The sequence below is a fragment of the Bdellovibrio sp. HM001 genome (genome assembly GCF_055397275.1).
Map to the genome: position 1 here is coordinate 1452467 of NZ_AP029174.1, position 26034 is coordinate 1478500.

General features: G+C 49.5%; 29 protein-coding genes and 1 tRNA gene. 17 read left to right on the plus strand and 13 right to left on the minus strand.

Annotated elements, in window-relative coordinates; genetic code table 11:
* Position 1: 1 nt before the first annotated feature.
* The 4 genes from ACZ5ZZ_RS06935 (at position 2) to ACZ5ZZ_RS06950 (ending at position 3576) form a co-directional block, all read left to right on the plus strand.
* Positions 2-901 carry a hypothetical protein gene (locus ACZ5ZZ_RS06935; protein WP_464141885.1) on the plus strand — a complete coding sequence of 300 codons (900 nt, stop codon included), beginning with the start codon at positions 2-4 and terminating at the stop codon, positions 899-901.
* The gene (gene mvaD, locus ACZ5ZZ_RS06940; protein ID WP_464117211.1) at positions 898-1878 is read left to right on the plus strand and encodes a diphosphomevalonate decarboxylase; all 981 of its coding nucleotides are present in this window, start codon (positions 898-900) and stop codon (positions 1876-1878) included. The genes ACZ5ZZ_RS06935 and mvaD overlap by 4 nt, the downstream gene beginning before the upstream one ends.
* The gene (locus tag ACZ5ZZ_RS06945) at positions 1868-2749 is read left to right on the plus strand and encodes a mevalonate kinase family protein (protein ID WP_464141887.1); all 882 of its coding nucleotides are present in this window, start codon (positions 1868-1870) and stop codon (positions 2747-2749) included. Before mvaD ends, ACZ5ZZ_RS06945 begins: the two co-directional genes overlap by 11 nt.
* A 98-nt stretch (positions 2750-2847) precedes the next feature.
* Complete coding sequence (locus tag ACZ5ZZ_RS06950) at positions 2848-3576, plus strand: DNA alkylation repair protein (protein WP_464141890.1); 729 nt, start codon at positions 2848-2850, stop codon at positions 3574-3576.
* A gap of 53 nt (positions 3577-3629) precedes the next feature.
* Here ACZ5ZZ_RS06950 and ACZ5ZZ_RS06955 read toward each other — a convergent pair whose 3' ends face one another.
* Genes ACZ5ZZ_RS06955 through rsmG form a run of 4 tightly spaced genes read right to left on the minus strand, consistent with a single transcriptional unit; the run spans position 3630 to position 6809 of the window.
* Positions 3630-4388 (minus strand): TrmH family RNA methyltransferase, encoded by a 759-nt coding sequence (locus tag ACZ5ZZ_RS06955; protein ID WP_464141893.1) that lies wholly within the window; start codon positions 4386-4388, stop codon positions 3630-3632.
* An 11-nt stretch (positions 4389-4399) separates the two neighbouring features.
* Positions 4400-4810, minus strand: coding sequence for a hypothetical protein (locus ACZ5ZZ_RS06960; RefSeq protein WP_464134652.1), 411 nt, complete (start codon positions 4808-4810; stop codon positions 4400-4402).
* Entirely contained in the window at positions 4807-5934 is a 1128-nt protein-coding gene (locus tag ACZ5ZZ_RS06965) for a winged helix-turn-helix domain-containing protein (RefSeq protein ID WP_464141896.1), read from the minus strand. Before ACZ5ZZ_RS06965 ends, ACZ5ZZ_RS06960 begins: the two co-directional genes overlap by 4 nt.
* Complete coding sequence (gene rsmG / locus ACZ5ZZ_RS06970) at positions 5934-6809, minus strand: 16S rRNA (guanine(527)-N(7))-methyltransferase RsmG (protein WP_464134657.1); 876 nt, start codon at positions 6807-6809, stop codon at positions 5934-5936. Before rsmG ends, ACZ5ZZ_RS06965 begins: the two co-directional genes overlap by 1 nt.
* 111 nt (positions 6810-6920) lie before the next feature.
* On the opposite strand from rsmG, the gene pheS reads away from it, so the two are divergent.
* The 4 genes from pheS to ACZ5ZZ_RS06990 all read left to right on the plus strand — a co-directional run bounded on the left by pheS (position 6921) and on the right by ACZ5ZZ_RS06990 (position 11354).
* Positions 6921-7946, plus strand: coding sequence for a phenylalanine--tRNA ligase subunit alpha (gene pheS, locus ACZ5ZZ_RS06975; protein ID WP_464134660.1), 1026 nt, complete (start codon positions 6921-6923; stop codon positions 7944-7946).
* Entirely contained in the window at positions 7943-10384 is a 2442-nt protein-coding gene (gene pheT, locus ACZ5ZZ_RS06980; protein ID WP_464141898.1) for a phenylalanine--tRNA ligase subunit beta, read from the plus strand. The genes pheS and pheT overlap by 4 nt, the downstream gene beginning before the upstream one ends.
* A 123-nt stretch (positions 10385-10507) precedes the next feature.
* Positions 10508-10840, plus strand: coding sequence for an integration host factor subunit alpha (locus ACZ5ZZ_RS06985; RefSeq protein ID WP_347359097.1), 333 nt, complete (start codon positions 10508-10510; stop codon positions 10838-10840).
* Positions 10812-11354, plus strand: a complete 543-nt coding sequence (locus ACZ5ZZ_RS06990) for a MerR family transcriptional regulator (RefSeq protein WP_464134664.1) — start codon at positions 10812-10814, stop codon at positions 11352-11354. Before ACZ5ZZ_RS06985 ends, ACZ5ZZ_RS06990 begins: the two co-directional genes overlap by 29 nt.
* A gap of 104 nt (positions 11355-11458) precedes the next feature.
* Here the strand turns inward: ACZ5ZZ_RS06990 and ACZ5ZZ_RS06995 are convergent, their stop codons facing one another.
* From ACZ5ZZ_RS06995 to ACZ5ZZ_RS07020, 6 genes are all read right to left on the minus strand, one after another.
* Positions 11459-11962, minus strand: coding sequence for a hypothetical protein (locus ACZ5ZZ_RS06995; protein WP_464141901.1), 504 nt, complete (start codon positions 11960-11962; stop codon positions 11459-11461).
* 315 nt (positions 11963-12277) lie between these two features.
* Positions 12278-12354, minus strand: a tRNA-Pro gene (locus ACZ5ZZ_RS07000).
* Positions 12355-12589: 235 nt separating this feature from the next.
* Entirely contained in the window at positions 12590-13366 is a 777-nt protein-coding gene (locus tag ACZ5ZZ_RS07005; RefSeq protein ID WP_464141904.1) for a M48 family metalloprotease, read from the minus strand.
* Positions 13367-13483: 117 nt separating this feature from the next.
* Positions 13484-13609 (minus strand): hypothetical protein, encoded by a 126-nt coding sequence (locus ACZ5ZZ_RS07010; RefSeq protein ID WP_464134671.1) that lies wholly within the window; start codon positions 13607-13609, stop codon positions 13484-13486.
* Positions 13610-13612: 3 nt separating this feature from the next.
* Entirely contained in the window at positions 13613-14374 is a 762-nt protein-coding gene (locus ACZ5ZZ_RS07015; RefSeq protein ID WP_464134672.1) for a hypothetical protein, read from the minus strand.
* 123 nt (positions 14375-14497) lie between these two features.
* Positions 14498-14962: a hypothetical protein gene (locus ACZ5ZZ_RS07020; RefSeq protein ID WP_464141908.1), complete on the minus strand. Its 465-nt coding sequence runs from the start codon at positions 14960-14962 to the stop codon at positions 14498-14500.
* A 302-nt stretch (positions 14963-15264) separates the two neighbouring features.
* On the opposite strand from ACZ5ZZ_RS07020, the gene ACZ5ZZ_RS07025 reads away from it, so the two are divergent.
* Both ACZ5ZZ_RS07025 and ACZ5ZZ_RS07030 read left to right on the plus strand, forming a co-directional pair.
* Complete coding sequence (locus ACZ5ZZ_RS07025; protein WP_464141911.1) at positions 15265-15450, plus strand: hypothetical protein; 186 nt, start codon at positions 15265-15267, stop codon at positions 15448-15450.
* Positions 15451-15459: 9 nt separating this feature from the next.
* Positions 15460-15849: a four-helix bundle copper-binding protein gene (locus ACZ5ZZ_RS07030; protein ID WP_464141914.1), complete on the plus strand. Its 390-nt coding sequence runs from the start codon at positions 15460-15462 to the stop codon at positions 15847-15849.
* Between the two features lie 38 nt (positions 15850-15887).
* On the opposite strand, the gene ACZ5ZZ_RS07035 is transcribed toward ACZ5ZZ_RS07030, so the two are convergent.
* Complete coding sequence (locus ACZ5ZZ_RS07035; RefSeq protein ID WP_464141916.1) at positions 15888-16406, minus strand: hypothetical protein; 519 nt, start codon at positions 16404-16406, stop codon at positions 15888-15890.
* Between the two features lie 76 nt (positions 16407-16482).
* On the opposite strand from ACZ5ZZ_RS07035, the gene ACZ5ZZ_RS07040 reads away from it, so the two are divergent.
* Entirely contained in the window at positions 16483-18816 is a 2334-nt protein-coding gene (locus ACZ5ZZ_RS07040) for a fatty acid cis/trans isomerase (protein WP_464141919.1), read from the plus strand.
* Here ACZ5ZZ_RS07040 and ACZ5ZZ_RS07045 read toward each other — a convergent pair.
* Positions 18813-19400, minus strand: a complete 588-nt coding sequence (locus tag ACZ5ZZ_RS07045; protein ID WP_464141922.1) for a histidine phosphatase family protein — start codon at positions 19398-19400, stop codon at positions 18813-18815. The two genes, ACZ5ZZ_RS07040 and ACZ5ZZ_RS07045, sit on opposite strands and share 4 nt — an antisense overlap.
* 54 nt (positions 19401-19454) lie before the next feature.
* Between ACZ5ZZ_RS07045 and ACZ5ZZ_RS07050 the strand changes: the two genes are divergently transcribed.
* The gene (locus tag ACZ5ZZ_RS07050) at positions 19455-20171 is read left to right on the plus strand and encodes an EI24 domain-containing protein (protein WP_464141925.1); all 717 of its coding nucleotides are present in this window, start codon (positions 19455-19457) and stop codon (positions 20169-20171) included.
* Positions 20172-20213: 42 nt separating this feature from the next.
* Positions 20214-20663 carry a Fur family transcriptional regulator gene (locus ACZ5ZZ_RS07055; protein WP_464141928.1) on the plus strand — a complete coding sequence of 150 codons (450 nt, stop codon included), beginning with the start codon at positions 20214-20216 and terminating at the stop codon, positions 20661-20663.
* Here ACZ5ZZ_RS07055 and ACZ5ZZ_RS07060 read toward each other — a convergent pair.
* A complete protein-coding gene (locus ACZ5ZZ_RS07060; protein WP_464141931.1) occupies positions 20657-22189 on the minus strand; it encodes a sensor histidine kinase in 1533 nt (510 codons plus the stop codon). The genes ACZ5ZZ_RS07055 and ACZ5ZZ_RS07060 overlap by 7 nt on opposite strands.
* A 125-nt stretch (positions 22190-22314) precedes the next feature.
* Between ACZ5ZZ_RS07060 and ACZ5ZZ_RS07065 the strand changes: the two genes are divergently transcribed.
* From ACZ5ZZ_RS07065 to pstB, 4 genes are all read left to right on the plus strand, one after another.
* Positions 22315-23316, plus strand: a complete 1002-nt coding sequence (locus ACZ5ZZ_RS07065) for a PstS family phosphate ABC transporter substrate-binding protein (RefSeq protein WP_464120778.1) — start codon at positions 22315-22317, stop codon at positions 23314-23316.
* 73 nt (positions 23317-23389) lie between these two features.
* Positions 23390-24265, plus strand: a complete 876-nt coding sequence (gene pstC / locus ACZ5ZZ_RS07070) for a phosphate ABC transporter permease subunit PstC (RefSeq protein WP_464142373.1) — start codon at positions 23390-23392, stop codon at positions 24263-24265.
* Positions 24265-25182, plus strand: coding sequence for a phosphate ABC transporter permease PstA (gene pstA, locus ACZ5ZZ_RS07075; protein WP_464134686.1), 918 nt, complete (start codon positions 24265-24267; stop codon positions 25180-25182). The genes pstC and pstA overlap by 1 nt, the downstream gene beginning before the upstream one ends.
* 3 nt (positions 25183-25185) lie before the next feature.
* A complete protein-coding gene (gene pstB, locus ACZ5ZZ_RS07080) occupies positions 25186-25956 on the plus strand; it encodes a phosphate ABC transporter ATP-binding protein PstB (protein ID WP_464120781.1) in 771 nt (256 codons plus the stop codon).
* Positions 25957-26034 lie beyond the last annotated feature (78 nt).

A 26034-nucleotide genomic window follows, 5' to 3' on the forward strand; every position in this document is an offset into this window, starting at 1 on the left:
CTTGTCTTTGGTCTTCTCGGTCCCTGGAAAAACTTTTCTGGCTGGTGAATACCTGGCCCTCGCTGGAGGGCCGACGCTGGTGTTTTTGTCCCAGCCATGTTTTGAAACGGAAGTTTCAAAGGGTACTGGGCGTTTGCAGGGGATCCATCCCGAGTCACCAGCTGGCTTGTTCGTTGCCAAACACCGTGAATATTTTAAAAATTTTGACATCCAGTTTCGCGATGCTTATGCCGGCAAAGGGGGCTTCGGTGCCTCCACGGCGCAGTTTCTTTCCGTGTATGCGATGTGGCTTCTGAAGGAAACTCATCAGCAGGATATAGAAAAGCATTTGGATTTTAAACCCCTGCTGGAAGAATACTACAAGGTTGCTTGGACCGGCCAAGGGCAACGCCCCAGTGGCGCCGATTTGGTGGGGCAATTAAAAGGGTCTTTGACGTTCTTTGAAAAACGCCAGGGGCTGATCTCAGTGAAGGGGTGGCCGTTTGCAGATTTGGAATTCCATTTGGTTCATACGGGCAACAAACTTGCTACGCATGAACACCTGCGCACGTTGCCAGTGTTCCCAACCCATGGCTTGGAATCTGCTTTTGCTCTGATTCGTGAAGCCTTTGAAAAACAAGAAAGTGATCTGTTTGTCGAAGGTATCAAGTCTTATGCATTCGAATTGCAACAATTGGACTTCACGTGTGATCCGACCTTGCAATTGCTTGAGGAAATCCGCAGGATCCCAGGAGTTCGGGCCGCGAAAGGCTGTGGCGCCTTGGGGGCCGACGTGATCCTGGCGGTCATTGGGCGCGGGGAATCTCAAGAATTTAAAAACTACTGTGAAAGCAAGGGACTTTCCCTGCTTTCATCCTCTGATAAAATCTCTGAAGGACTTAAGAATCGGGGAAGCTTATGAAACAAGTGACTGTCTCTGCTCCATCCAATATCGCTTTGATCAAATACATGGGTAAGATCGAAGGTTCCGGCAATAAACCCACAAATGGGTCTTTGTCCTACACTTTGGAAAACCTGCGCACCTTTGTGCGACTGACTGAAATCGAGGGTGGTTCTGATCAGTGGAAGCCTTTGGTGCGAGAAGACCTGCAGAAGATCGAACTATCTGAAAAAGGCCAGCAGCGTTTTATCAAGCACTTGCAAAACCTGAAAGAAAAGTGGGGCGTAAAGCAAAACTTCCTGATCGAGTCTGCCAATAACTTCCCCTCTGACTGTGGGCTGGCAAGTTCGGCTTCCAGCTTCGCGGCGCTGACGTTGGCTGCGGCAGAGATGTTCCAGCAGATCCATCCTCAACCCTGGGGCACGGATAAAAAATATCTTTCTGAGCTGTCCCGCCAGGGTTCGGGTTCTTCATGTCGTTCTTTATTCAGTCCATGGGCCTTGTGGCAGCATGAATATGCCGAACCCATGGGGTTGGAGTTCAAAGACCTGCACCACATGGTGGTGATCGTGGAAGACTCCAAAAAAGAAGTGTCCAGTTCTGAAGCGCACAAACTAGTGACCACCAGTCCAAGATTTGAAGGCCGTCCGGAACGAGCTGAAATGCGCCTGAAGGATCTTGCCAATGCCATGCGCTTCAATGACTGGCATTTGGCCCGTCAGATTGTCTGGGATGAGTTCATCGACATGCACCGCTTGTTTGAAACCAGCACACCGTCTTTCAGTTATATGACTGAGGGTTCGAAGAAAGTTTTGGATGACTGTCAGGCTTTCTGGAACAAGTGGCAGGATGGACCTCTGGTGACCATGGATGCGGGCGCGAATGTGCATCTTCTATTCCGTAACGATCAGAAAAAACAATTTGAACAGTACCGCGAACATTTCAAGAAGGACTTCAAGGTTTTGGCTTTTGAAGGTGTGAAAGACAATGTCCATTGATTTTACCTGCAAGTCCTATGGTAAGTGCATCCTGGTCGGGGAACATTCCGTTTTGCGAGGTTCTCCGGCGCTGGTTGTTCCCATTCAGTCCCGCAATCTGGATCTGAGTTATTCTAAATGGGACAACCCATTGGAGCTTCGCCTGGTCGGAGATCATGGCAAAGAGTTGCAACTTCTGATCTGGGGAGTTCTGGAAAAAGCCTGCGAGTTAAAGAAGATCTCTCGAACTGATCTTAAGGGCACGCTTCTTCTGGAATCTTCCATTCCTGTCGGGGCGGGCATGGGCGCCTCGGCGGCTTTGTGTGTGGCTTTGACCCGTTGGCTGGGATATCTGGGTTACGTTGACGAAGCGGATTACTATGAGTTTGCCCGAAATCTGGAAAATCTTTTCCATGGGGAATCCAGTGGAGTCGACATCGCCGTGGCATTGTCCGGTGAAGGCCTGCGCTTTGTGCGCGACGGTGCCAGGACTCCACTTGTGATGGCTTGGCGACCGCACTGGTATATTTCATACTCTGGCAAACGGGGTGTCACCGTGGATGCCGTGAACAAGGTCAAAGATTTATTATTGAAAGATCCTGCTTACGGTGAAGCCATCGACATGCAAATGCGCCAGGCGGTCAGTGCGGCGGAAGCGGCCTTGAAAATGGATGCGGGCCAAGGTTTGCCGGCTTTGGCCGAGGCCATTAATTTGGCAGCAGGATGTTTTGAAAAATGGAATCTGAATGAAGGCGAACCCGCTAAACACATTCAATGGCTGAAAGACCAAGGCGCTCTGGCTGTAAAACCCACCGGCTCCGGCGGCGGAGGTTACGTCCTGTCTCTGTGGACCAAACCCGCCCCACCAAACCTCAACCTCATCCCTTGCTAGAAGACGCCTGGCAAAAGGTGCCTGGTTGTTTTTTCTGGCAATCCTGCGTTACTCTTCTTGGGTAGGGACTTTCAATGTTTCCCCGGAGGTTTTTGGTTATGAGTCGCAAGGAAGAAGAGTTGTCACTTTTTCAGTTGCGACAAGATATCCGTCGTAGCGCAGATAAAAACCGTGTCGCAGTTTTGCAAAGATTTTTCAAAACGGGCAAAGGGGAGTACGGCGAAGGGGACGTCTTCGTCGGTCTGACTGTGCCTCAGTCCCGCGCGCTGGCCAAGAAATACTTCTCGGCGCTGAGTCTGCAAGATATAGAAAAATTGTTGAATTCCAAAATCCACGAAGAGCGGTTGATCTCGCTGCTGATGCTTCTGGCTCAGTTTCAAAAAGCAGATTCTGCTCAGCAAGGTCGCCTCTATCGATTCTATTTAAAGAACGCGAAAAAAGTGAATAACTGGGACTTGGTTGACACCTCGGCTCCGGGCATTGTGGGTGTTTATCTGCAAGATCGGCCAAGGCAAGTTTTGTACAAGCTTGCCAGATCCAAGAACATTTGGGAGCGGCGAATTGCCATCCTTAGCACGTTCCATTTTATCTATAAGAAGGAAAGCCAGGACACTCTGATGTTGGCCCGGATTCTTTTGCATGACCCCGAAGATCTGATTCACAAAGCAGTGGGGTGGATGCTTCGAGAGGTGGGGAAGAGAGTCTGTGAAAAGGATCTGACGGAGTTTTTAGATCAATACGCGCAGGAGATGCCACGCACGATGCTTCGTTATTCCATCGAGCGTCTGAATCCTGCCCAGAAAAAGAAATATCTAAAGCGTAAATAAAAAAGTCGGGCACCAAGACCCGGCGATGCAGCCAATCTGCAGAAAGAACTGTGTTAGTTCTGAGCGCAGGAATAGCTGTAAAGAGCAATACTCGCTGCCACGGTGGCATTGAGTGATTCCACGCTCTGTGTGGCGACAGCAAGGCGTTGCAGCCCCTTCAGGCCGCTAAAGCCTGGGCCTTCTTCTCCGATAGCCAGACGCAGGTTCTTGGGCCATTTGAAGTTGGCGACATTTTCGCCCTTCATATCCAAGGCGTAAATCTGTTCATTCGCGGCGACGAACTCCGTGAATTTGCCGATTTTGTACAGAGGCAGTTTCAGCAGGGCCCCAGCAGAGGCTTTGATGGCTTTGGGATGATAAGGGTTGCACGATTCCTCAGTCAGAATCATTTTGCTTGCGCCAAAGGCCAGTGCGGAACGTGCCAGGGCCCCCAAATTGGAAGGATCGCCCAGCGGAGAAATCACCTCTAGCCCTTCGGGCTTGGCGCCTTCCTTCAGGGGAGTGATTTCTTTTGGCTCCAGGACCAGAAGATTAAAGTGAGTTCCAACGACGTCGATCTCATTAAAAAGAGCTTTCGGAAGTTTGAACACGGGGATGCGCTGACCTTTCAAGGAGGCTTCTGTCATCGTCAAAGACTTCAGATCTTCATTCACGATTTCGGCCTTCACGCGGAAACAGGGATTTTCCAAAAACTCGTGAATCAGTTTTTCTCCCATCAGGATGAATTCCTGATGTTTTTTGATTCCACGGGCCGAAGAAAGGTCGGCCCAGCGGCGGAAGTGATCGTTGGTTTTAGAGCTGATTTCGATCATAAATTCCGGTCCTACTTGCGAGTGTAAAGCTTAAGATCAAAGAACTTGTTGGCTCCTTGGATCACACGAATCTTGGTGCCTTCACTGTCACGGAATACGATCACGTCATAGATGTGATTGCTATCCATCGCCAGTTTTCCGTAGAACAGACGATCTCCTGGCTCCAGCCAACCTTTGGCTTTATGGGTGAACAGGGCGTTGGATGTCATACGAATTGTGGAAAGAGCGTCAGGGCGCATTTCCAGATTTACAAACCAGATCGTGTTGTGACTGTAGGCCACCCATTCGCCTTGCAGGTCTTCGCATGTGATGTTGTGCAAAGAAACACTTGTTGGCCATGGAACAATGGGGCCGTCGCCAGGACCGCGAGCCGTGGCAGAAAGACTGAAAACTGTCAGGATTAAGAGTATGAGGTTTTTCATTTCGTCATTTCCTCCGCATTTTTAAACTGAACATGCGTTTGGGGATTAAAATAATATCCTTTGCGATCACGCAGGATGTAGCGTGGGCTTTCCAGGTCAGGTTCCAGCAACGTGCGCAGACGTTTGATGGAAACATAGATCAGATTATCATGCAGGTCTGGATGATAGGACTGATGCCAGATGATTTCGACCAGGGCCTCTTTTGAATAGCGTTGGCCGGCATTCTTGATAAACAAAAGAGCCAGTTCATAGAGGATGTGTTGATTTTTAAAATCAATAGCCCCTTTGTGCTTTTCGCGAACAATTCGAGAGGCTTCATCAATCAAGAAGTCATACTGTGGGGTTGAAGGTGTCAGGCCTTCCGGGCACAGGCTAGATATCAGACGATAGATTCGCGGCGCACGTTCCTGACTGATTCCACGCAGAGCCAGCTCGGCATAGATGCGGTGCTGTTCAGTGTGTCCCTGGTCGCGATGAATCCGGGCCATTTGAGCCAGGATGCTGGAGATCAACAAAAGGAATCCATGCGCCTTGGCCTTTTCATAGCTGTCCCACAAAATCTCCAGAGCGCGGTCGAACTTTTTAGTCTGGGTGTAGATAAAGCCGCGCAGCTGGGCAGAACTCAGTTTGATTTCAGGGCTGTCCAGTTCGGTCAGAATAATATCCAGCTTTTCCAGTTGCTGCAGGCATTGGCCATAGGTTTCTGGATTGAAGGCTTTGGCCAGCGCCAGCGTGAACAGGGCGCGCGCCAAGGTATCCAGATCCTGAGTTTGCGAGGCTTTGGAGATGGCTGAGTAGATGTACATCTCGGATTCTTGAATCTTATTGCTGGCCAGAAGCCACGCGCCGATCAGGCTTTCAGCCAAAGCCTGTTCGTTTAGGTCTTGAGTGTTGCGGTGAAACAACAACACCTGATCCATCAGACTTTTCACTTCATCCAAAGTCTCAAGTTCATGACAGCACTGGAAGAACAGGCGGGCGGCCTCAATCCAGTCAGAGTTGTTTTTTTGATTTTTGGCCACCACCATGGCTTCTTCACACGATAGACGGGCCTCATGCAGGTCACCTTGACGGTGCTGCAGGCGCGCAATTAGCAAAGAAGAATTCAGTGTGGCGTTCGTCATCAGTACTTAGCCCACCGTCTTTTTTCATCACCGGACAGTTCGTCCATCAGCAGCTCTTCGCCTTCATCTTCTTCCGGTAAAGGCATGTCCTTGATTTTTTCATAAACCACCAGACGGCGTTCATGAGGAGTGTTGGGAAGTGAATAGGCAACATCCTGAACCAGCTTGTAGTACTGAGACCACTGGTCCTTGGCGGCTTTGATCTCGGGATCAACACCCGGACCTTTCATGAAATAAACTTTGCCACCGACTTGCAGGCAGCTCATCACGTTGCTCAGAGTGTTGCTAATGTCTTCCACAGCGCGAGTGATAGCGCCGCGAACCGGATAGACACAGTGACGATTAATGTTGCGGCCTAAAATGTCCAGATTCTGCAGATTCATTTCGCTGCGCACGTGCTTTAAGAACTCCACGCGGCGCTGAACACCTTCACCCAGCAGGATTTTCTGATCCGGGTACATGATCTTCAAGGGAATCCCCGGGAAACCTGGGCCCGTGCCCACGTCCAGCAGCGGAAACTGCAAATCCGTGTACTTGGTGATAATGATACTGTCGATAAAGTGCTTAATGGCAATATCACGCAGCTTCAGCAGGCGAGTGAAGTTCTCTTTTTCCTGATTCAACATCAAAAGGCGATAAAAGTGCGCCAGTTGCTGTCTCTGTGCGTGGCTGACCAGGTCGAAGTTATGATTGCGGAAAACATCGGCCAGGCGGTCATTGGCCTCATGGATGTCGTAGATGGTTTCCGGTTTTTTGTGGCGGCCCATGTTGCCAGTGCCTGCAGAAGAGGCAGGCTTGGCTGCACCAAGAGCCTGTTTGCGGGCTTCTTGGCGGGCTTTGTAGGGACTGTAGTTGGTCTTATTCTTATGGGCCATAGTAGGTGGGGAAAGATAGGTCTAAAGGCCCTAAACCTCAAGCTTTTTCTGCGCCGTGTGTAAAAGCTAAATCCTTGAAAATAGGGGTCTCTGGGGGGATATTGAAGACCTATGTCGACGACCAAACTTGATTCTATCAAAGATACAGCTCTGGCGGCCTTTAAAGCGGCTTCCAGCTCCAAAGACCTCTATGATCTGAAAGTTCAGTACCTGGGTAAAAGTGGGTCCCTGACCGAGATCATGAAAGAAATGGCCACTTTGCCGAAAGAGGAAAAGCCTCTTTTTGGTAAAAAGGTAAATGAAGTGAAGCAGCTTCTTGAAGCCGCATACACCGAGGCCGAAGAGGGGCTGAAGCGCAAAGAGATCTCTGCCAAAATGGTGGCAGAAGAGATCGATATGACCTTGCCGTCCTTCACGCAGCCCAAGGGCAGCGCACACCCGGTGAATATCGTAGTGGAGGAAATCTTCACAGTGATGTCACGCCTAGGTTACAGCGTGCGCACCGGGCCGATGATCGAAAAAGATTATTATAACTTTGAAGCTCTGAATATCCCGGCGGACCATCCGGCGCGTGATATGGCGGACACGTTCTTCGTCGACAAAACGCATGTTTTAAGAACACACACATCACCCATTCAAATCCACTCTTTGGAAACTGAAGAGCTTCCCTTGCGTGTGATCGGCACCGGACCCGTGTTCCGCTGTGACAGTGATATTTCACACTTGCCGAACTTTCATCAGATTGAAGCGTTGTGTGTGGATGAAAAGATCTCTATGGCCGACCTGAAGGGCACGATCAGTTTCTTTGTTCGTGAGTTTTTCGGGCCGGGTCTGAAAACCCGCTTCCGTCCAAGCTATTTCCCATTCACCGAACCTTCTGCGGAAGTGGATTGCTCTTGCCCGATTTGTAAAGGCAAAGGTTGCAGCCTGTGCAAGCACAGCGGCTGGATTGAAATCGGTGGTTGCGGTCTTGTGAATCCGAAAGTGTTCCAGGCTGCGAAAATTGAATATCCTAAGTGGCAGGGCTTCGCGTTCGGCTTTGGTGTAGAGCGTATGGCCATCATCAAGTACGGCATCGAAGACATCCGTTTGTTCCCTGAAAATGACGTAAGATTCTTAAGGCAGTTTGTAAAATGAAGATCAGTTTAAAATGGCTCCAAGATTATGTTGATGTGACCGAATTCTTCCAAAAGCCAGAAGTTCTGGCGGAAGCGTTGACTCGCGGTGGACTAGAGGTTGAAGAAATCACCAACCGCGCCAAAGACTTCAATCACGTGGTGATTGGTCACATCCTTGAAAAAGACAAACACCCGAACGCTGACAAGCTGTCCTTGTGCCGTGTTTCCACCGGTGAAGGCATTGTTCATCAGATCGTGTGCGGGGCACAGAACCACAAAGCCGGCGACCGTGTGATCGTGGCTTTGCCGGGGGCTGTCTTGCCGGGCAATTTTGCGATTAAAAAATCCGCTGTTCGCGGTGTGGATTCCGCGGGGATGCTGTGCTCTTTGAAAGAGCTGGGACTTGCGACGGAATCGGAAGGTATTGCGATCCTTCCTGCGGATGCGCCGGTGGGGAAATCCTATGCCGAATACGGTGGTTATGACGATGTCACTTTCGAATTGAAAGTGACTGCGAACCGCGCGGACTGTCTGTCTCACTTCGGTTTGGCTCGTGAAGTGTCCACTTTGTTTGGTAAAGAGTTGAAAGCTCCGAAATCCGACGTGGCAGCCTCTGGCAAATCGACGAAATCTGAAATCGCTTTGGATGTAAAAGCCTTTGATCTGTGCCCACGCTATACGGGCAGATTCATTAAAGGTGTCAAAGTTGGACCAAGCCCGGTTTGGTTGAAGCAGCGTCTTGAAAGTGTGGGCATGAATTCCATCAACAATATCGTCGATGTGACGAACTATGTGATGATGGAATTGGGGCAGCCTTTGCATGCCTTTGATGCAGCTTTCATCGGTGGCAAGAAGGTGATTGTGGACCGTGCGACCAAGGGTGAAAAATTCATCACTTTGGATGGCACTGAGATCACGTTGACTGGAGACGAATTGACAATTCGTGATGCCAATCACCCAGTGTGTTTGGCAGGCGTTGTGGGTGGTAAAAACTCGGGCGTTTCTGACGCGACCACGGACGTGTTCCTGGAGGCAGCTTACTTCCTGCCAATGAGTGCGCGTAAGACATCTCGCTCGCATGGTATTGATACGGACTCTTCCTATAGATTTTCTCGCGGGGTGGACCCGGACGGAACTTTGCGCGGTTTGAACCGTGCGGCGGCTTTGATTGCTGAAGTGGCGGGCGGGGAAGTTTATGGTGAAAATCATGACTTCTATCCAAATCCAGTGAAAAAGGACCCAGTGACGATCACGCTGCAAACAGTGACCGATCGTTTGGGTTACGAGGCGGAAGAATACAAGTTCGTGGACTTCATGAAGCGTCTGGGCTGTCAGGTGGATAAGAAGGGTGATGTGTTCACAGTTCTTCCGCCGACCTTCCGCTTTGATATCGAGCAGGACATGGATCTGGTCGAGGAATATGCGCGTCTGAACGGCTATGAGCATATCCCGGAATCTTTGCCGAAATTTGCAACGGCGCCATCCTTCCATGACAAGGTCTTTATGTTGAACCGTACAACCAGCGAGTTGATGCGTGCGGAAGGTTTCCAGCAAGCAGTGAACTTTGCGTTTGTGGGTTCAAAAGGTCAAAAAGCCTTCATGGGGAACCTGGAATGTTTGAAGGCCGCAGGGCTTTCTGTGACTGAAAAAGAAATCCGTCTGTTGAATCCTTTGAACGAGGAACTGGATGTGATGAGATCCGTATTAAGTTACGGCTTGTTTAAAAACCTCAACCACAACTTCCACTCTGGAAACATGAATGGCCGCCTGTTTGAAATCGGCAGCGCCTTCCATGTAAAAGAAGATGGATCTTTTGTTGAAGGTTCCCGTCTGGGTATGGCGATTTGGGGGCGTGCAAGCAACCTTTGGAACAAATCTTTGGATTATCCGGTTGTTTACGAACTTAAAGCGGCAGTTGAAGTTCTTCTGAAGTCTTTGAATATTTCCTCTTACACTTGGGTGACTCCGGCTAACAAATCCGAAGTTCCAGAGTTCTTGCACCAAGGGCAGTTTGCCCAGTTGTTGGTGGAAGGTAAGAAGGTCGGCTTTATCGGAACTCTTCATCCAATCCTTTTGGATGATAACAAGATTCGTGTGCCAGGGGCGTTGGCTGAGCTTGATTTGGATCAGTTGTATAAAGGACAACCACGTCCTTACCGTATCCAGAGCATTTCCAAGTTCCCGGTAGTCGAGCGTGACTTTGCCTTCGTGATGCCGAAGACCTTGAAGGTCGGTGACGTGATGAAGGACATCCGCAAAGCGGCGGGTGGTTTGTTGTTGAATGTGGACGTCTTTGATTTGTACGAAGGCGAAAAAATGGAAGCCGGGAAGAAGTCCGTGGCGATCCGTTTGTGGCTGCAGGATAAAAATGCCACACTGCAGGAAGCGCAGATCACAGAGGTTACAAATAAGGTTCTAGAGAGTTTAAAGAAGAATTTTGATCTTTCTGTGAGATAAATTCTTGATTGTTTTCAGTTAGTTGTTACGATTTTAGGAAAGAATCCGTTAAAGCCTTGGCTTTGGCGGAATAGCGATGGAGTGAATGACACTATGGCAGGCCAAAACTTAGGTAAATCAACTGTGACTAAGGCCGATATCGTCGAGAACGTTTATCAGAAGATTGGTTTTTCCAAGAAAGAAGCTTCTGAACTTGTGGAACTTGTTTTCAATACCTTGAAGACTGTTCTGCAAGAGGGTGAAAAAGTTAAGATTTCTGGTTTTGGTAACTTCGTTGTTCGCGGCAAAAACGAGCGTATTGGGCGCAACCCTCAGACTGGGGAGCAAATCAAGATCTCTGCACGCCGTGTTCTTACCTTCCGTCCGTCTCAAGTTTTGAAGGCGATGCTGAACGGTGAAGAGTACGCTCACTTAAAAGATGAGGACGATGATGATGACTACGACGACCATGAGTAATCCTTCGGACCTCGAGATGGAAAGCTCCGAGCTTTCTCTTGGGGATCATCACATAGACTTTATCGAAGAGGCGGAAAAAGAATCCGTCCCTTTGACAGCGTCAGCGCCGATTTCGATTCCGGCCATGTTGTGTGATGAAAAGCTGCTGGAGGAAATCAATTCCATCCCGGACAAAATGGGATTCAAAATCGGCGACGTGGCTGAAATCCTGGGCATCAAACAGTATGTTTTGCGCTATTGGGAAACCGAGTTTGAAGTTCTTCGTCCTAAGAAAGCCTCCAATAATCAGCGTATGTACACTCGTAAAGACGTGGAAAACGCGCTGTTGATTCGTAAGCTTTTGCACCGCGATCGTTTCTCGATTGAAGGCGCAAGAAATGCGATGAAAGAATTGAAAGCTCACGTGAAGAAAGAAAAAGACATGACTCAAGTGTATCATAAGCTTGAGGGGATCAACGAAACAGTGGAAGAGTTGATCCTGGACATCCGCAAACTTCGTCAGCTGTTTAAATAGATAAAATAAGAAAAAGGCCTCGTAAGAGGCCTTTTTTGTTTCAGAAACAAACTGCCTGCATCCTTTTATAAGAGCCCCGTGACGGTTACAGGGCTCTTTGAGGTTTAGTGAGGGTACACTTCAGGGCAAGTTGGGAAGGTGAATCTCTTCCAGAAGGACTGATCGGATTCACCGCGTGTTACAAACACTTGAGTGTCGATAGTTTGAGGCACTGTCACGTCACGAGTACCGAACTTAACACATTCGTGGGACTCGTCGCCACGGCCTCTGAGTTCCAGGCACACCGGCTCTTCGTAAGTGCGGGGCACAGAAACGATTTTTGTTTCATAGCGGGCACAAACCCACTCGGTGATGTCACCCGGGCCATCGCCGCCAGGGCCACGAATGGTTCGGGGGACAAGGTCGGCGCATTCTCTGGTAGGTTGAATCGCACGGACTTCGGTTTCGGTCATGCAGGCATTGTCCAGTTTGATACCCGGCAGGCGATAGCCGTGGGTCACGACGGCGTCACGATCGGCAAAAATTTGTGACCAGGAGCTGTTGGCGTGAACAGCAAAGGCACTGGCGGAAACCAAAAGTGTTGCCAGGGAAACAAAAAGATTTTTCATAAGAACTCCTTCATCGGGTTGTTGTTTGTTCAGGTGACATGCGTGATTGCGTGTCAACACTCGAGAAAGCTACAGAGAAGCCGATGGAGTGGTCTAAATACAAAACTGTAATTGGCAACCGACATAAGAAATCAGCTCTTTTCATTGAAAATTCTGATTTCTGACAGAGTTAAAACCGCACATTGACAATGTTGCAAATTTTGGAATCTGTTTACAGCGGACAATTGATGATGAAAGCGTGGACTTTTCAAAGGCCGTGGCCTCGAAACTTTCAAAGCGTTGTCGTTAAAAATGGGGAGATCAAAGAGGGGAGAGTGGTCTGCGCGACTGGATTTGAACCAGCGACCTCTTGCACCCCAAGCAAGTGCTCTACCAAGCTGAGCCACGCGCAGACGGTCTTTGGGAAAAAGACACTTTTATGCTAGCGAGGCCCGCAAGAAGGATCAACTTTTAAGTTCTTTTTTACGCTGTGTTCGTTAGCTTTTTATTTTAAAAAGTGCCCCAGTAAACGTCTGTTTGCTTCCTCGAGGGAAGGGGGCGTTTCTGAATACAGTTCCTCACGGATTGAAAGGGTGATGGCTCGTTCCAGTCGTTTGAGAAGAAGTCTTTTTTGCTCTATGTCCGCGCTCATGTGTTTTCCGATAACAGAGCGCACCAATGAAAGTTTCGTATGCTCGTCGGGATGTGCATGCAGATCGTCAGCGGAATGGTCTTTTGCAAAGTCCCGTGGGCCGACGAAGACCTCTTTGCTGGGGGGATCTGGGGATAATACAGGGCCTTGTACATTGCCGAAGGATCGTTAAAGAACAGAACAGCCAAAGCGTCGGCATAGAGCTCTGAATAAGCCGGCAGAGTTCTAAAGTACAGTCCATAGGCATCCGAGTTTGCGAGTTGGGATGACATCTGACGAACAGCGCGGGATGAAATTTTCAGTTCTAGATTGGTTTCAGCAAGTTCAGAAATTTCCTCTAGGTTGGCGAAAAGTTCCCCGAACTCTTCGTGGAAGTCCTGGGCCCAGATTTCCTTTAAAATGGCGTGGCCATATTCGTGGACCACGACGGCCTTTAGCTGGTCCGTGTTGGCTTGATACTGATTTCCCAAGGAATCAGCAAAGAGCAATCTTTGGGGGATTCGAATGATATGACCATTATCGAAACTGGCGTTGCCAGCCTGCTCGCCAATGACCAAGGTGACTTTCGGGGACATCTGAAACGTACGACTGACGCTGGTAAGGGTGTCGGCAAGGTCCTGCGCCAACTGGCAGGCTGCGGGTGTGGGGTTTGCCACAAAGATCAATTTTTGTACGGGCCCTGACGCTGGCAGAAGGCAGGAGGACGTGTCCTGGGCTTGTGCTGAAAGAGAGGTCAGGGTCAACAGACTTAGAATACAGTGGCGTAGCTTCATCAGGTCTCCAGAGTTACCAGCAGGGTTTCTGAAGTCGGTATAGGAAGAAATGTGCCACGGCCAAAACCCTTGCAATCGTTTTCGTGGGGTCTTGGCTGCCTATAAAGTTGACAGTGCCTATTTAGTGCTGCCATTGCGTGGGGAAGAATCCCCATTGCCACCGGCGCTGCCGCCTCCTCGAGCGAAGGAAGGCAGGGACGAAAGGGTTATTAAAAGAACAAGGCCGCAAACAACCAGTTTCATTTTTCAGGACTCCTGAAGGGTGTCGATAATATTAAACATAAATGCGGGGATCGGTCCGCGCGAGGCAGGATCTTCCAGCAGACGGATTTTTTCTTTGAACGCCTGGCTGTCGATCTCAAGCCATCTGCAATAAGTACTTTCTGAAATCGACTCAAAGAAAAGATTCATATAATTGGCATAGTTTTCGTCGGTGCGCGCGGGTTTGCTATAGCGTTCCGTCAGGCGCAGACCCACAGTTTTTATCGTCTGGGCAGAAAAGGTGGATCGATTCACTCCCAGGCCATAGCGGCCGTTCTCCAAAAGCCTTACAACATTCATCTGAAGCATTTTGTGAAGAACCTGCATGCCGTACTCGCCAAAGCGGCTGCGCACATAGCCGTGATCAAAGGGGCGGGTTTCAGCCAGAACATAGAGTTCTGAAAAACAGGGGTCTTTCAGTAATTCTTGCTCTGTGCTGAGCGTGTACCTAAAAAGTGGCGAAGACTTGATTTGCGGATCTGTGCGTTTTAACTTTTCCTGAACCAGTTTGGGGGCCGTCCGCAGAATTTGATCAAAATCCGGAGTCCCAATCAGGCAAGAGTAAAGCTTGTAAAGCGTTTGATAGCCAGGATTGTGTTCTTTGTCTATCAGCCGTCTGAGGGTCTTGGTGTGGATCTGGGATCTGGCTGCGAGCAAGGACAAACCTTTGCGCGGGTCTTTGTGGCGCCGAAGGAACAATCCAATATCCTGACTGACCTGATCTTGAAGTGTGGACGCAGCTGACATGATATGCCTTTGTTTTGGTATTTCAGACGAGGTATGACGCCCGCGCCGCATTGGCAAGTTTCAGGACTGTAAGGTAGAAAATACCCGAGGCCTGCGGTGCAAGCCCCGGGGTTTTCAAAGTTTTTAGAAGCAAGAAGAAACCGTCAAAGACTTGTTGAACAGGAACTTGTAAGTGTCATTGCGAGGGCTGACCAGTTTGGAAACCTTCACATTCACAGTTGTCGGGTAAGTGCCGGAAACAACTTTATCCTTGCAGACTTCGCGGTTTTTGCCGATGTAAGTGCACTCAGAAACGGTGCGAGTGTAGTTGATCGGTGTGTAAAGGTATTTATAACCAGTAATAACTTCTTTAGAGCGGTTCTTGCCAATGTAGATGGTTTCTCTTTGAGCAACCGGCTTCTTGGTTCTAAGCATATTCCCGTCGATGCATACGAAGGTGTAATCAACGGCGTGACCCATAAAGACAACGGGTGCGTCGATTTTGAGTGTTCTATCCTGCATTAAAACTTCCCAGGAAGTCTCTGCGGTGTGCGCGAAAGAGGCACTAGACAAGAACATCAGGCTGATCAAAGCAAATACATTTTTCATATGGTTTTCTCCTTTTATGGTTTGTTGGATGATCTTTGAATGTGTCACCGCCGGAAAATTTTCAACGAATAATGTTTGTCCACGTAAGAATCCCGGACAACAGGGGGGGCTGTCCGGCGGGAACAGGGACATGTCTGATTTTGTCTGGAAAATCTTTACGAGACGGTGTTGTCAGGCCACATGAGCTTATTTTCGAACAGTTGATTTTTGTCACAACTAAAGTGGATTTTCCTGTTGTGCAGAGCCTAGGCTAAGAAGCTTTGATATCCTGTTGAGGAGCTTTTGAACAAAGGAGGCTGGAAATGTCTGGTCATCATAAAAACAAAGGTTTCAGTCAGACAAGCAAACGCTTTGATGGTGATTTAAAGGCTCAGCATCAACGCAGTCGAAATAAACAGATGGATCACTCTTCGGATCACCGCGAAGAAGAATCTGAGAGTCGCGAGCCACAGAAAAATTCGTCACAGAAAAAATCACCACGATCATAGGGGGGGGCCATGAAAATGAATCCGTTGCAAGACAGTGATACGGCAAAAAGCATTAATTTTTGTTTCACCACGTATCGCTGTTGCCTAGAAACCTTAAATCATGTGCAGGAGCAGGGGATAAAGTTTGCCCAGACCGACCTGGCGCTGCTTTTACAGCTTTGCGCCGATACGTGTGATTTACACGCACGTATGCAGATTGCAGAGGTCGACTTTGCAAGTCAGGGGGCTGAGCTCTGTTACGAGGCTTGTACGAGAGCCGCTCTCGAGTGTGGGAAGTTCCCCGAAGATCACATCGTGGCGAAGTGTGCTGATATTTGTGTCAAGTGCGCGGAGCACTGTCGTGGCATGATGGGGATGACGGTTCCGGTGAAGAGCTCGCAGGTGTCTGCAAGATTCTAAACAAAGAAGGCGTCTCTGTTGAGACGCCTTCTTCTCTTTTAGTGGCGGATCATTTCCGGCGTGCTTTCGGTTGCCAGATCGTTCAGGCAATCCACGAAGAACTTACAGATGATGAACAAGTGAACCTGTTCGTTGGCGTCCAGTGATGGCTCCAACTCCGGGGACATGAACAGCTCTTCAATGATGTAGTTCAAGATCTCCGGTTGACCACCGGCGGCTGCTTTTTCCTGAAGGTCTGCGATCATGTCATCGTTGATCTGCAGATACTTTTCAAACTCAGCTTCGTTTTTCTCGAACTTTTGAACCACTTCGTCTTCGGTCATGGCGCGAAGAGACTGGTACTGTTCTTCAAAGGAGCGATTCAGGATCAGAGCCATCATGAAGCCCAGGTCCTGGGCGCCTTCGCTCATATCCTCAATGAACTCCATAAAGAAGCCCCCAAGGTCGGGCTGCACTTCAAACAAATGCTCAGATGCTTTTTCGAGGTCACTTTCTTCCGTGATGCTGCAGATTTTATCGATGGAATTTTGCACGACTTGGAACGGAATTTTTTGCATAAACGACCTCTACTTTGTCTTTCCTTTGGCCCAGAAAGGGCCTTATAGTTGCAGAATACACAGGGAGTCCCGAAATATGCAATTTATTAAAGTCGTTGTCTTTTGTTTTATTTCAGTGATTTCACTCACTGCGGGGGCGGAATCGTCTCAGGTTATAACAGAGGACTTTTATAGCCGCAAAATCCAGCCGATTTTTGACAATCGCTGTCTGGCTTGTCATAGCTGTTTTAATGCTCCCTGCCAATTAAACCTGCAAAATTATGAGGGCTTCCAGCGAGGGGCCAATAAACTCAATGTCTATGATGGTACACGACTTAAAAGTGTCGCCCCCTCACGTCTTTGGATTGATGCCCATGGTAGCCAGTGGAAAGAACGCGGCTTTTATGACGTCAGCACCAGCAAAGACCCTGAACAGAATCTGTTTTTCCAAATGATTCAGTTGCGGAATGCGGCTCCGGGAAAAGCAATTAAAAAGCAGGTCGCGGAGTCTCAGGTTTGCGCTCAATCCATGAATGACTTCCCGGCCATTGCCAAAAACACCCCAGAACTTGGAATGCCCTATGGCTTACCGGCATTAAGTCATGAAGAGCTGAAGACTTTGAAAACGTGGGTTGAACATGGGACTCCAGGCCCGGATAAGAACAGCCTGGAACAGCAGGAAAAGCCTTCGCCCCAGCTTCGAAGGGTGGTTGCGGACTGGGAATCCTTCTTAAATGAAGAAAACGACCGTCAGCGTCTGGTCAGCCGCTATCTGTATGAACATCTGTTCCTGGCGCATCTCTATTTCCCGGAAAAGAGCGATGAATTCTTCCGACTGGTTCGTTCTCGCACTCGTTGTTCCAAGGGTATTGATGAAATCGCCACACGCCGACCTAATGATGCGCCAGGGGACGGTAAGTTCTGGTACTGCCTGCGTAAGTTCCCCGGCAGTCTGGTTATGAAAACCCACATTCCCTATGAATTGAGCGCCAAGAAGATGGCACGCTTCAAAGAGCTTTTCCTGAAGGAAAAATGGTCTGTGACGACGTTGCCAAGTTATGAACCCGGAGTTGCTGAAAATCCGTTTATCGCCTTTAAGGATATTCCGGTTAAAGCCCGCTATCAGTTCCTGCTGGACGATTCTCAGTATCATGTTAGCACCTTTATCAAGGGCCCGGTCTGCAATGGCAGTATGGCCGTGAACTCGATTCAAGAGCAGTTCTATGCCTTCTTCCTGGATCCGAACTCTGATAACATGGTTCTTTCCAAGGACTACGAAGACAAAGCCGCAAAGCTTTTGATGCTTCCCGGAGTCTGGGGCAGCGATGTGGACGTGAAGGAAACAGCAGTGTTTTACAAGACACTGGTGGATCACCGGGAAGCCTATCGCAAGCTTCGCACGGCCGAGGTGCAAAAACTTCGTCCTGATGGTTATTCGCTGAAAGATATCTGGAACGGGGATGGTGTCAATCCGAACGCAGCTTTGACGATTTTCCGGCACGACGACAATGCGGTGGTGAAAACCGGGGCCGTGGGGGATTTGTCAAAAACAGTGTTCGTCATGGATTATCCACTGATGGAACGCTTGGTGTATAATCTGGTTGTCAATTTTGACGTGTTCGGAAATATCAGCCACCAACTGTTGACCCGTGTTTACATGGACATGATTCGCATGGAAGCAGAAGAACTGTTCCTGGCCTTCCTGCCTGCGGAGGAACGTCTTTCTTATCGCAGGGCATGGTATCGTGGATTGCTGGCCCAGGTGAAAATGTCTTACATCTTCCCGACGGTGGGTTCCGCCGAACCGACCGGGGTCAAATTTAACGAGGACAATCAAACCAAGAAACAGTTTGTGGAAAAAGTTTTGTTCTTCCACATGAACGAAAAAGTTCGTGGGCCTTTTGATTTTGTGAACTGGAAAAGTCTGGAAGTTCCCGACAGCATGAAACCTTTGTGGAAGGTGGAAGGTATTGATGTAGAGCTGCGAAAGATCGCGGCCGTGAAGGCGCACAAGGAAAGCCCGTTTGCCCGATACTTCCCGGATCTGGCTCTCTTAAAAGTCAACGGGGTCGGAGACAATCAGAAAGTGTTTTCAATCATTCACAATAAAGAGCACGAAAATATCTCGTGGATTCTGGGTGAATCTTTGCGCATGGATCCTGAGAATGACACCCTGACCATCCGTGAAGGATTCTGGGGTTCTTATCCTAATATGATCTTTGAGGTGAAGGAAAACGAACTTCCGGCTTTTGTGCTGCAGACCCGAAATATCAGGAATGCAAAGGATTATCAGGGGTTGGTGCGACGTTATGGTGTTCGTCGGGGCAATGATAAATTCTGGCGCGTCTATGATGATCTAGGTCGCTACATGCGCCAGACAGATCCAGTCAACTTCGGTTATCTGGATCTGACTCGCTATGATTTGCATTAGAAAATAAACTTTTCTGCCGAGGGGTCCCACTTCACTGTGTAAACCACGCAGTTCGGAGTGGGCAGGGCCTCGATCAAATCCGGTCGCAACGAATGAAGGAACCGACGCATGATCAGGCCGTGAGTGCATAGACCAGCGGCCTTGAAGTCCTTTTGTTTGCACAGTTCAGTCAGGCCGGCAGCAAAGCGTTGAATGGCTTGATTGGATGATTCGGCGCCCGGGAAACGAAAATCGCCATCATGATTCTGAATGGCCAGCCAGTTTTCCCAGGCGGGAGCTCCGAACTTTTCGGCCACCTCTTCACGCGTCCAGCCTTCAATGTCCCCCAGAAAGACTTCGCGGAAATGAGGCGAAATAAGCAGCGGGTGCGCCAGCTGTGTGTTGGCAATCTCGGCTGTCTGGCGGGCGCGGCTCAGATCACTACTGACGAAAAAATCCACAGGGTTCTGATGAAAAAAGTCCTGCAGAGCCAGAGCTTGATTCTGGCCTTCGGAGTTCAGGGGGATGTCAGTGTGTCCTTGCAAGCGGCGCTGATGATTCCAGTCGGTCAGCCCGTGACGGAAGAGATGAATGATTTTCTGCATAGTGGCTCTATTGAAGCACTTGCCACACACGACGGAAAGGGAAAAAATCTGAATATGAACAACATTTTTCGCGCTCTTCGTCAGTCCTTTGAGGCACTTTTGAAAATTCGCATGTTTTTACTGATCATGGGGCCTCCGGTGGTGACGGTACTGGGGCTGTTGATCCTGTTTTTGGTATTTTGGTCGACGTGGACCGAAGGGTTGGCGCATCTGATTTCGCATCTGTGGGGCTTTCAATGGATTCAAAGTGTGACCGGTTTTACCGAGCTGGCATTTTGGATGGCGGTTCTTTTTCTGATTTTGGTCTTTTTGCCGCTGGCCTATGTTTTAAGTGTGTTGATAGTTTCAATTTTTGTGATGCCTGTTGTGTTGAAGTGGGTGGGCGATGGTGAATACAAACACCTCGAAAAGCGCCGGGGTGGCAGTGTCGTGGGCAGTGTTTGGAACACGCTGAAGGCGACGGCGATATTTGCAGTGGGCTTTGTGATTACGCTGCCGTTGTGGTTTGTGCCCGGATGCCAGATTCTGGTGCCTGTGCTTCTGACCGCGTGGCTTAATAAAAAAGTATTTCTGTACGATGTGCTCCAGGACTACGCTTCGAAAGAAGAGCGCAGACGTATTGAAAATGAGGAATCTGCCGGACTTTACGGCATGGGGCTTTTGTTAGGACTGCTCTCATATATCCCGCTGGCCTTCTTCTTTGTGCCTATCATTTCAGCCCTCAGTTACACCTATTACGGTTTAAATGCACTGGAGGACCGTCGCCGCTAAATCTGTGGATTTTAGGGGCAAAGTGGTGTATTTCCTTGAGTTATGACGAAGTGCGGCCACGAAAGAAAGAACATCGATATCGACTCGCTCAATGAGCGGGTTCGTAAGGCGGGGATGAAGCTCACCCAGCAGCGCAGTCAGCTGCTGAAAATCCTGCTTCATCATCCTGAACCGATTTCGGCCGATGAGATCTTCAAAAGAATCGACGACAAGTCCGACGGTATGGATCTGGTGACGATCTATCGCATTCTGAAAAAATTTGAAGAGGCCAATTTGGTGTCGCGCCTGGAATTCGGCGATGGGGTGGCGCGCTTTGAGCTGACCTTGGAATCAGGTCACCACCACCACCACGTCATCTGCCGCCAGTGTCAGCGGGTTGAACCACTTCACATCTGCGATCTGGATCAACACATCAAGATGGTTGAGGCCATGGGCTACAAACAAGTGGCGCACCGGCTTGATTTCTTCGGTGTGTGTTCTCGCTGTCAGTAGTCGAGCGAGTCTTCTTCCTGCCAGCGTGGCAGTTTAATCACAAAAGTCGTGTTCGGAGTATCGGGCTGCAGGTGCAGGTCGCCGTTGTGACTTTTTATAATTCCCGCAGATATGCTCAACCCCAGACCTGTCCCTTTGCCAACTTCTTTCGTGGTGAAAAAAGGCAGCATGATTTGGTCTGCGATGATGTCGGGGATGCCGTTGCCGGAATCAATCACTAGGATTTCAACATGATCCTCGGTTTCCTCCACCTGAATTCGGATCCACTTGTCTTTTAGATTGGCAATGGCATCAAAGGAATTATTCAAAAGGTTCAGTAAGACCTGTTCGATTTGAATCAGACGGCATTCCACTTCCAGATCAGGGTCGATGGGAAGCACCTCGACTTCCACACCATGGTTGTAAAAACGTGTGCGGCAGAATTCCAAAGTCTCATCGATGATCTGTTTGACCGGCACCACTTCGAAGGGATCATAAGTCCCTTCGCGCGCAAACGAACGCAGGGACTTGATGATGCGGGCGATCTTGTCAGCGGTGCGACTGATACTTTCTGAGGCCTGTTTGATTTTGACCGGGTCCATCTTCCCAGAGTCGACCATTTGCTGAAGCTGGAAGGCGCGGGCCTGAATCACCGTCAGCGGATTGTTGATCTCGTGGGCAATACCTCCGGACATTTCACCCAGGGCAGCCATTTTCGTCGAGGAAATCATCTTGGCTTTGGCTTCCGCCATCTGCATTTCAGTTTGAATTTCCTCAGTGGAATCCCAGGCCACTCCGTACATGCGCGGAGTTCCCGAGGAGGTCATAAACTTGCCATAGCATTTGATATGGTGGACCTCTTTGTTTTCATAGGTCACTCGATAGGTGACATAGAAGTCCTGGTGATTGGTGACAGCCTCGTGAACCTTGCGGTTGACGTTTTCCATGTCTTCACGGAATCCGCGCTTCCAAACCTCGGTCATGGGATCTAATTCAGAATTTTCAGGAACATCGTGCATGGAATACATTTTACTGTCCCAATGCAGGCGGTTTTGTTCAATGTCCCATTCCCAGGTTCCCATATTGGCGGCAGACAGGGACAGGTTCAGTTTTTCGATGGTCTTTTTCAAGTTCTCTTCGTACGTTTTGCGATCGTTCACATCCGTGGCGATCCCCAGCACGCTGTTGACCTGGCCCCGCTCATCGCGTGAAAAGGGGGTGATGCGATCGTTGATCCAGTGGTATTGGCCCTGGCTGTCCTTGAAGCGATATTCGATGGAAATGACCTCGCCCTCCTTCAGAGTTCGGGATCTTTCGATGGCGGCATTCAGGACCGGGACATCATCCGGGTGCATAGACCGGGCGTAGTATTCTGTGCCCTGAGCCCGGATCTCTGCCAGGGTGTAGCCATAGAGGTCCTTCACCCGGTCATTGAACCACACCATATTGACCTCGTTCAGATCGAATATGTAAACGCTGTTGGGGATCGTTTGATTGATCTTTTCAAGGAGGGTGTTCTTATCGTTCAAAAGGTCGGCTATTTTCATAAATAGGTTTCAGTCTAATCCAAGATTCTTGTAACGCGAAACGGCTAAAATCATAATAAAACCTTAACATTACAGTCTTCCGACACGGTGCTAGACTTTGGCCTATAAATCCATAGGAGATTTCTATGTTTACCAACTTGGTTGCGTCTTTGTTCTTTGTTATCGGTGCGTCCGTGGCTTCTGCCCAGGTTCCTGTTATTAAGATCGACGGTTCTTCAACGGTGTTCCCAATCACAGAAGCAATGGCTGAAGAGTTTCAAACAGCTCAGCGTGGGAAAGTGCGTGTGACCGTGGGGATCTCCGGAACGGGTGGTGGTTTCAAAAAATTCTGCCGTGGCGAGATCGACATTCAAGATGCCTCCCGTCCTATTCAAACCTCCGAAATGGAAGCCTGCCGCAAGGCTGGTATCAAGTTCCTAGAACTTCCGATTGCTTACGATGCAACAGCGGTGGTGGTGAATCCTAAAAACACCTGGATCAAGTCCATGACCGTGGCTGAGTTGAAAAAGATGTGGGAGCCCGCGGCCCAAGGAAAGATCACCAAATGGAGTGACGTCAACCCAGCGTGGCCGAAACAAAACCTTAAACTTTACGGCGCCGGTTCAGACTCTGGAACTTTTGACTACTTCACAGAAGCGATCGTCGGGAAGTCCAAGTCCTCTCGTGGTGACTATACGGCCAGCGAAGATGACAACACCCTGGTGACCGGGGTTTCCAACGATCTTTATGCACTTGGCTATGTTCCTTTGGCTTATTACGAAGAAAACCGCTCGAAGCTGAAGGTCGTTGCTATTGTGGGGGGCGATAAGGCTCCTAAGAAAAACGAAGCGGTGCTTCCAGGTCGTGAAACCGTTGAAAATGGCACCTACTTCCCACTGTCTCGTCCGATCTTTATCTATGTCAGTGAAAAATCCATGGCAAAGCCTGAGATCAAGGAATTCGTTAACTTCTATCTGAACAACTCCTTTGAGATCGTGCCCCAGGTTAAATATGTTCCGCTTCCTGCAAAAGCCTATGAAAGCGTGAAAGAGCACGTGAAAAAGAACAAGGTGGGAACTGTCTTCGGGGGGCACTCTGAAGTGGGTCTTAAAATTGAAGAGTTGATGAAGCGCGAAGGTTCGTTGTAGTTTAACCATCGTGGGTAAAAGCCAACTTAGAAAACTTTCTGAATTCACATCCGCTGACCATCCGGTTCGGCGGATGCGTCGTCTTAGGGAACGTGCGATTGAAACAGTTTTGTTTCTGGCGGCGGCCTCTTCGGTTTTGGTGACCGTCGGAATCGTGGGGATTCTGGTGGTGGAAAGTCTGCCGTTCTTCGAGCATGTGACTTTAAAAGAATTCCTGACTGACACGCAGTGGACACCACTTTTTGAAAACGCCCGATACGGTATTTTGCCTTTGCTGAGTGGAACTTTGCTTTCCACGGTGATTGCGCTGACCGTGGCGATTCCCCTGGGGACAGTCGCGGCAGCTTTTTTAAGTGAATACGTTCGCCCCAGCTGGCGTGAAGTTCTAAAGCCTATGTTAGAGCTTTTAGCGGCCGTGCCGACAGTGGTCTACGGCTATTTCGCATTGCTGTTTGTGACACCTCTTTTGCAAAAAATCATTCCGACTTTAAGTGGCTTTAACGTGCTCAGTGCCGGGATCGTCATCGGAGTGATGATCGTGCCTTACGTCAGCAGTCTCAGCGAAGATGCCATGCGCTCAGTGCCGAATCATTTGCGTGAGGCCTCTTTTGCCGTGGGGGCGTCTCGTATGCAGACAGCCTTCCGGGTGGTGATCCCGGCGGCCTTTTCGGGAATCACGTCGGCCTATGTTTTGGGGATCTCGCGCGCTTTGGGTGAAACGATGGTTGTTGCCATTGCCGCGGGTATGCAGCCGAATCTGACCCTGAACCCGACAGAGCCTGCGGCGACGATCACCGCCTTTATCGTTCAAGTCAGTCTGGGGGACTTGCCTCACGGTTCCATTGGTTACCAATCCATCTATGTGGCAGGGTTAAGCCTTTTGGTGCTGACTTTGTGCTTTAATATCGTTGGCCTTTGGCTGCGCAAAAAGTTCCAGGAGAAAGAATAGTGGAATCCCGTCAGGATCTTTTAGCCAATATCAAGCGCCGTCAGTTGTGGGACTTTGTGTTTGCTATGATGGGGCTTTTGGCGCTGCTTTTTGCTTTGGTGACGTTGCTGGCTTTAATCGTCGATCTGGCGATCACCGGTGTTCCACGCATTAATGCCGAGTTTTTTGTAAACTTCCCCTCACGCTTTGCTGAAAAAGCGGGGATCTTGTCAGCCTGGGTGGGGTCTTTCTGTATCATGATCACCACCGCGTTTTGTGCCATCCCGCTGGGGGTGGCTGCCGGGGTTTATCTGGAAGAGTACTCTAAGAAAAACTGGGTGTCTCAAATCATTGAGCTCAATATCATCAACCTGGCCGGAATCCCATCGATCACCTACGGTCTGATGGCGTTGGGCTTGTTTGTGTATAAGCTAAAGCTGGGTCAGAGCATTCTGACCGCTGGCTTGACTCTGGGGCTTTTGGTTTTACCTATTATCATTGTGACCACGCGGGAAGCGATTCGCGCGATCCCCAACACCATTCGCGAAGCCAGTTACGCCATGGGGGCCAGCAAGTGGCAGACGGTGCGCTATCATATTCTGCCATATTCTTCCGGCGGGATTTTGACCGGTGTGATTATTTCCCTTTCGCGTGCGATCGGGGAAACGGCACCCTTGATCACCATTGGGGCACTGACGTTTATTGCGTTTTTGCCAACGCCTCCGATTGACGGGCAGTTCCCCTATGTGAACTTTAAGTGGCTCATGGATCCATTCACCGTGATGCCGATTCAGATGTTTAACTGGTTGTCACGCCCGCAGCCCGAGTTCCATGTGAACGCGGCGGCCACAGGGGTGGTTTTGCTTGTGATGACTTTGATTATGAACGGTGGGGCGATCTATCTGCGCTCCCGTTTCCGTAAAAAGATGAAGTGGTAATTTATGCAGCAGATGAATTTGCGGGCTGAAGTAAAGAATTTGATTTTTTCTTACGGCGATAAAAAGGTGCTTAATGGCATCACGTTGCCAATCTATGAAAACCGCGTGACGGCATTGATCGGTCCATCAGGCTGCGGGAAGACTACGCTGCTTCGTTGTTTCAATCGCATGCACGATTTGTATGCCAATGCTCAGTACAATGGTGAGATCCTGCTGTACCCGGATCAAAGAAACATTCTGGGTAAAGAAATCGATCCGATGGAAGTGCGCATGCGTATCGGGATGGTTTTCCAAAAGCCCAATCCGTTTCCGAAAAGTATTTACGACAATGTCGCTTACGGGTTGACTGTTCGCGGGGTCAAAAAGAAAAGTTTCATTGAAGAACAAGTCGAAAAATCCCTGCAGCAAGCCAGTCTGTGGAACGAGGTCAAAGACCGTTTGCACTCTTCCGCAACGGCCTTGTCCGGCGGTCAACAGCAGCGCCTGTGTATCGCGCGCGCCTTGGCGACAGAGCCCGAGATCCTGCTCTTGGATGAACCAACATCAGCCTTAGATCCGATCTCCACTCGTCACATCGAAGAGTTGATTCAGGAACTGCGCAAAGACGTGACCATCGCTATTGTCACCCACAGTTTGCACCAGGCAGCCCGCGTGTCCGATTTCACCGCCTTCATGTATTTGGGCGATCTGATCGAATTCGGAGCCAGCGACCAAATCTTCACCAACCCGAAAGACCAAAGAACCGAAAACTACATCACCGGCCGCTTCGGGTAAAACCGTTGAAAAAGGCGCATCTGACTGCGTTGTGCTGCGGGCTCCTGCCCTTGCCCTTCGGGCTGGCGCTCAAGAATA

Bases quoted from the DNA above. Each gene is read 5' to 3' on its own strand.
- mvaD (WP_464117211.1), top strand. From the start codon at position 898: ATGAAACAAGTGACTGTCTCTGCTCCATCCAATATCGCTTTGATCAAA.
- ACZ5ZZ_RS06945 (WP_464141887.1), top strand. From the start codon at position 1,868: ATGTCCATTGATTTTACCTGCAAGTCCTATGGTAAGTGCATCCTGGTC.
- ACZ5ZZ_RS06950 (WP_464141890.1), top strand. From the start codon at position 2,848: ATGAGTCGCAAGGAAGAAGAGTTGTCACTTTTTCAGTTGCGACAAGAT.
- ACZ5ZZ_RS06955 (WP_464141893.1), bottom strand. From the start codon at position 4,388: ATGATCGAAATCAGCTCTAAAACCAACGATCACTTCCGCCGCTGGGCC.
- ACZ5ZZ_RS06960 (WP_464134652.1), bottom strand. From the start codon at position 4,810: ATGAAAAACCTCATACTCTTAATCCTGACAGTTTTCAGTCTTTCTGCC.
- ACZ5ZZ_RS06965 (WP_464141896.1), bottom strand. From the start codon at position 5,934: ATGACGAACGCCACACTGAATTCTTCTTTGCTAATTGCGCGCCTGCAG.
- rsmG (WP_464134657.1), bottom strand. From the start codon at position 6,809: ATGGCCCATAAGAATAAGACCAACTACAGTCCCTACAAAGCCCGCCAA.
- pheS (WP_464134660.1), top strand. From the start codon at position 6,921: ATGTCGACGACCAAACTTGATTCTATCAAAGATACAGCTCTGGCGGCC.
- pheT (WP_464141898.1), top strand. From the start codon at position 7,943: ATGAAGATCAGTTTAAAATGGCTCCAAGATTATGTTGATGTGACCGAA.
- ACZ5ZZ_RS06990 (WP_464134664.1), top strand. From the start codon at position 10,812: ATGATGATGACTACGACGACCATGAGTAATCCTTCGGACCTCGAGATG.
- ACZ5ZZ_RS06995 (WP_464141901.1), bottom strand. From the start codon at position 11,962: ATGAAAAATCTTTTTGTTTCCCTGGCAACACTTTTGGTTTCCGCCAGT.
- ACZ5ZZ_RS07005 (WP_464141904.1), bottom strand. From the start codon at position 13,366: ATGAAGCTACGCCACTGTATTCTAAGTCTGTTGACCCTGACCTCTCTT.
- ACZ5ZZ_RS07010 (WP_464134671.1), bottom strand. From the start codon at position 13,609: ATGAAACTGGTTGTTTGCGGCCTTGTTCTTTTAATAACCCTTTCGTCC.
- ACZ5ZZ_RS07015 (WP_464134672.1), bottom strand. From the start codon at position 14,374: ATGTCAGCTGCGTCCACACTTCAAGATCAGGTCAGTCAGGATATTGGA.
- ACZ5ZZ_RS07020 (WP_464141908.1), bottom strand. From the start codon at position 14,962: ATGAAAAATGTATTTGCTTTGATCAGCCTGATGTTCTTGTCTAGTGCC.
- ACZ5ZZ_RS07025 (WP_464141911.1), top strand. From the start codon at position 15,265: ATGTCTGGTCATCATAAAAACAAAGGTTTCAGTCAGACAAGCAAACGC.
- ACZ5ZZ_RS07030 (WP_464141914.1), top strand. From the start codon at position 15,460: ATGAAAATGAATCCGTTGCAAGACAGTGATACGGCAAAAAGCATTAAT.
- ACZ5ZZ_RS07035 (WP_464141916.1), bottom strand. From the start codon at position 16,406: ATGCAAAAAATTCCGTTCCAAGTCGTGCAAAATTCCATCGATAAAATC.
- ACZ5ZZ_RS07040 (WP_464141919.1), top strand. From the start codon at position 16,483: ATGCAATTTATTAAAGTCGTTGTCTTTTGTTTTATTTCAGTGATTTCA.
- ACZ5ZZ_RS07045 (WP_464141922.1), bottom strand. From the start codon at position 19,400: ATGCAGAAAATCATTCATCTCTTCCGTCACGGGCTGACCGACTGGAAT.
- ACZ5ZZ_RS07050 (WP_464141925.1), top strand. From the start codon at position 19,455: ATGAACAACATTTTTCGCGCTCTTCGTCAGTCCTTTGAGGCACTTTTG.
- ACZ5ZZ_RS07055 (WP_464141928.1), top strand. From the start codon at position 20,214: ATGACGAAGTGCGGCCACGAAAGAAAGAACATCGATATCGACTCGCTC.
- ACZ5ZZ_RS07060 (WP_464141931.1), bottom strand. From the start codon at position 22,189: ATGAAAATAGCCGACCTTTTGAACGATAAGAACACCCTCCTTGAAAAG.
- ACZ5ZZ_RS07065 (WP_464120778.1), top strand. From the start codon at position 22,315: ATGTTTACCAACTTGGTTGCGTCTTTGTTCTTTGTTATCGGTGCGTCC.
- pstC (WP_464142373.1), top strand. From the start codon at position 23,390: ATGCGTCGTCTTAGGGAACGTGCGATTGAAACAGTTTTGTTTCTGGCG.
- pstB (WP_464120781.1), top strand. From the start codon at position 25,186: ATGCAGCAGATGAATTTGCGGGCTGAAGTAAAGAATTTGATTTTTTCT.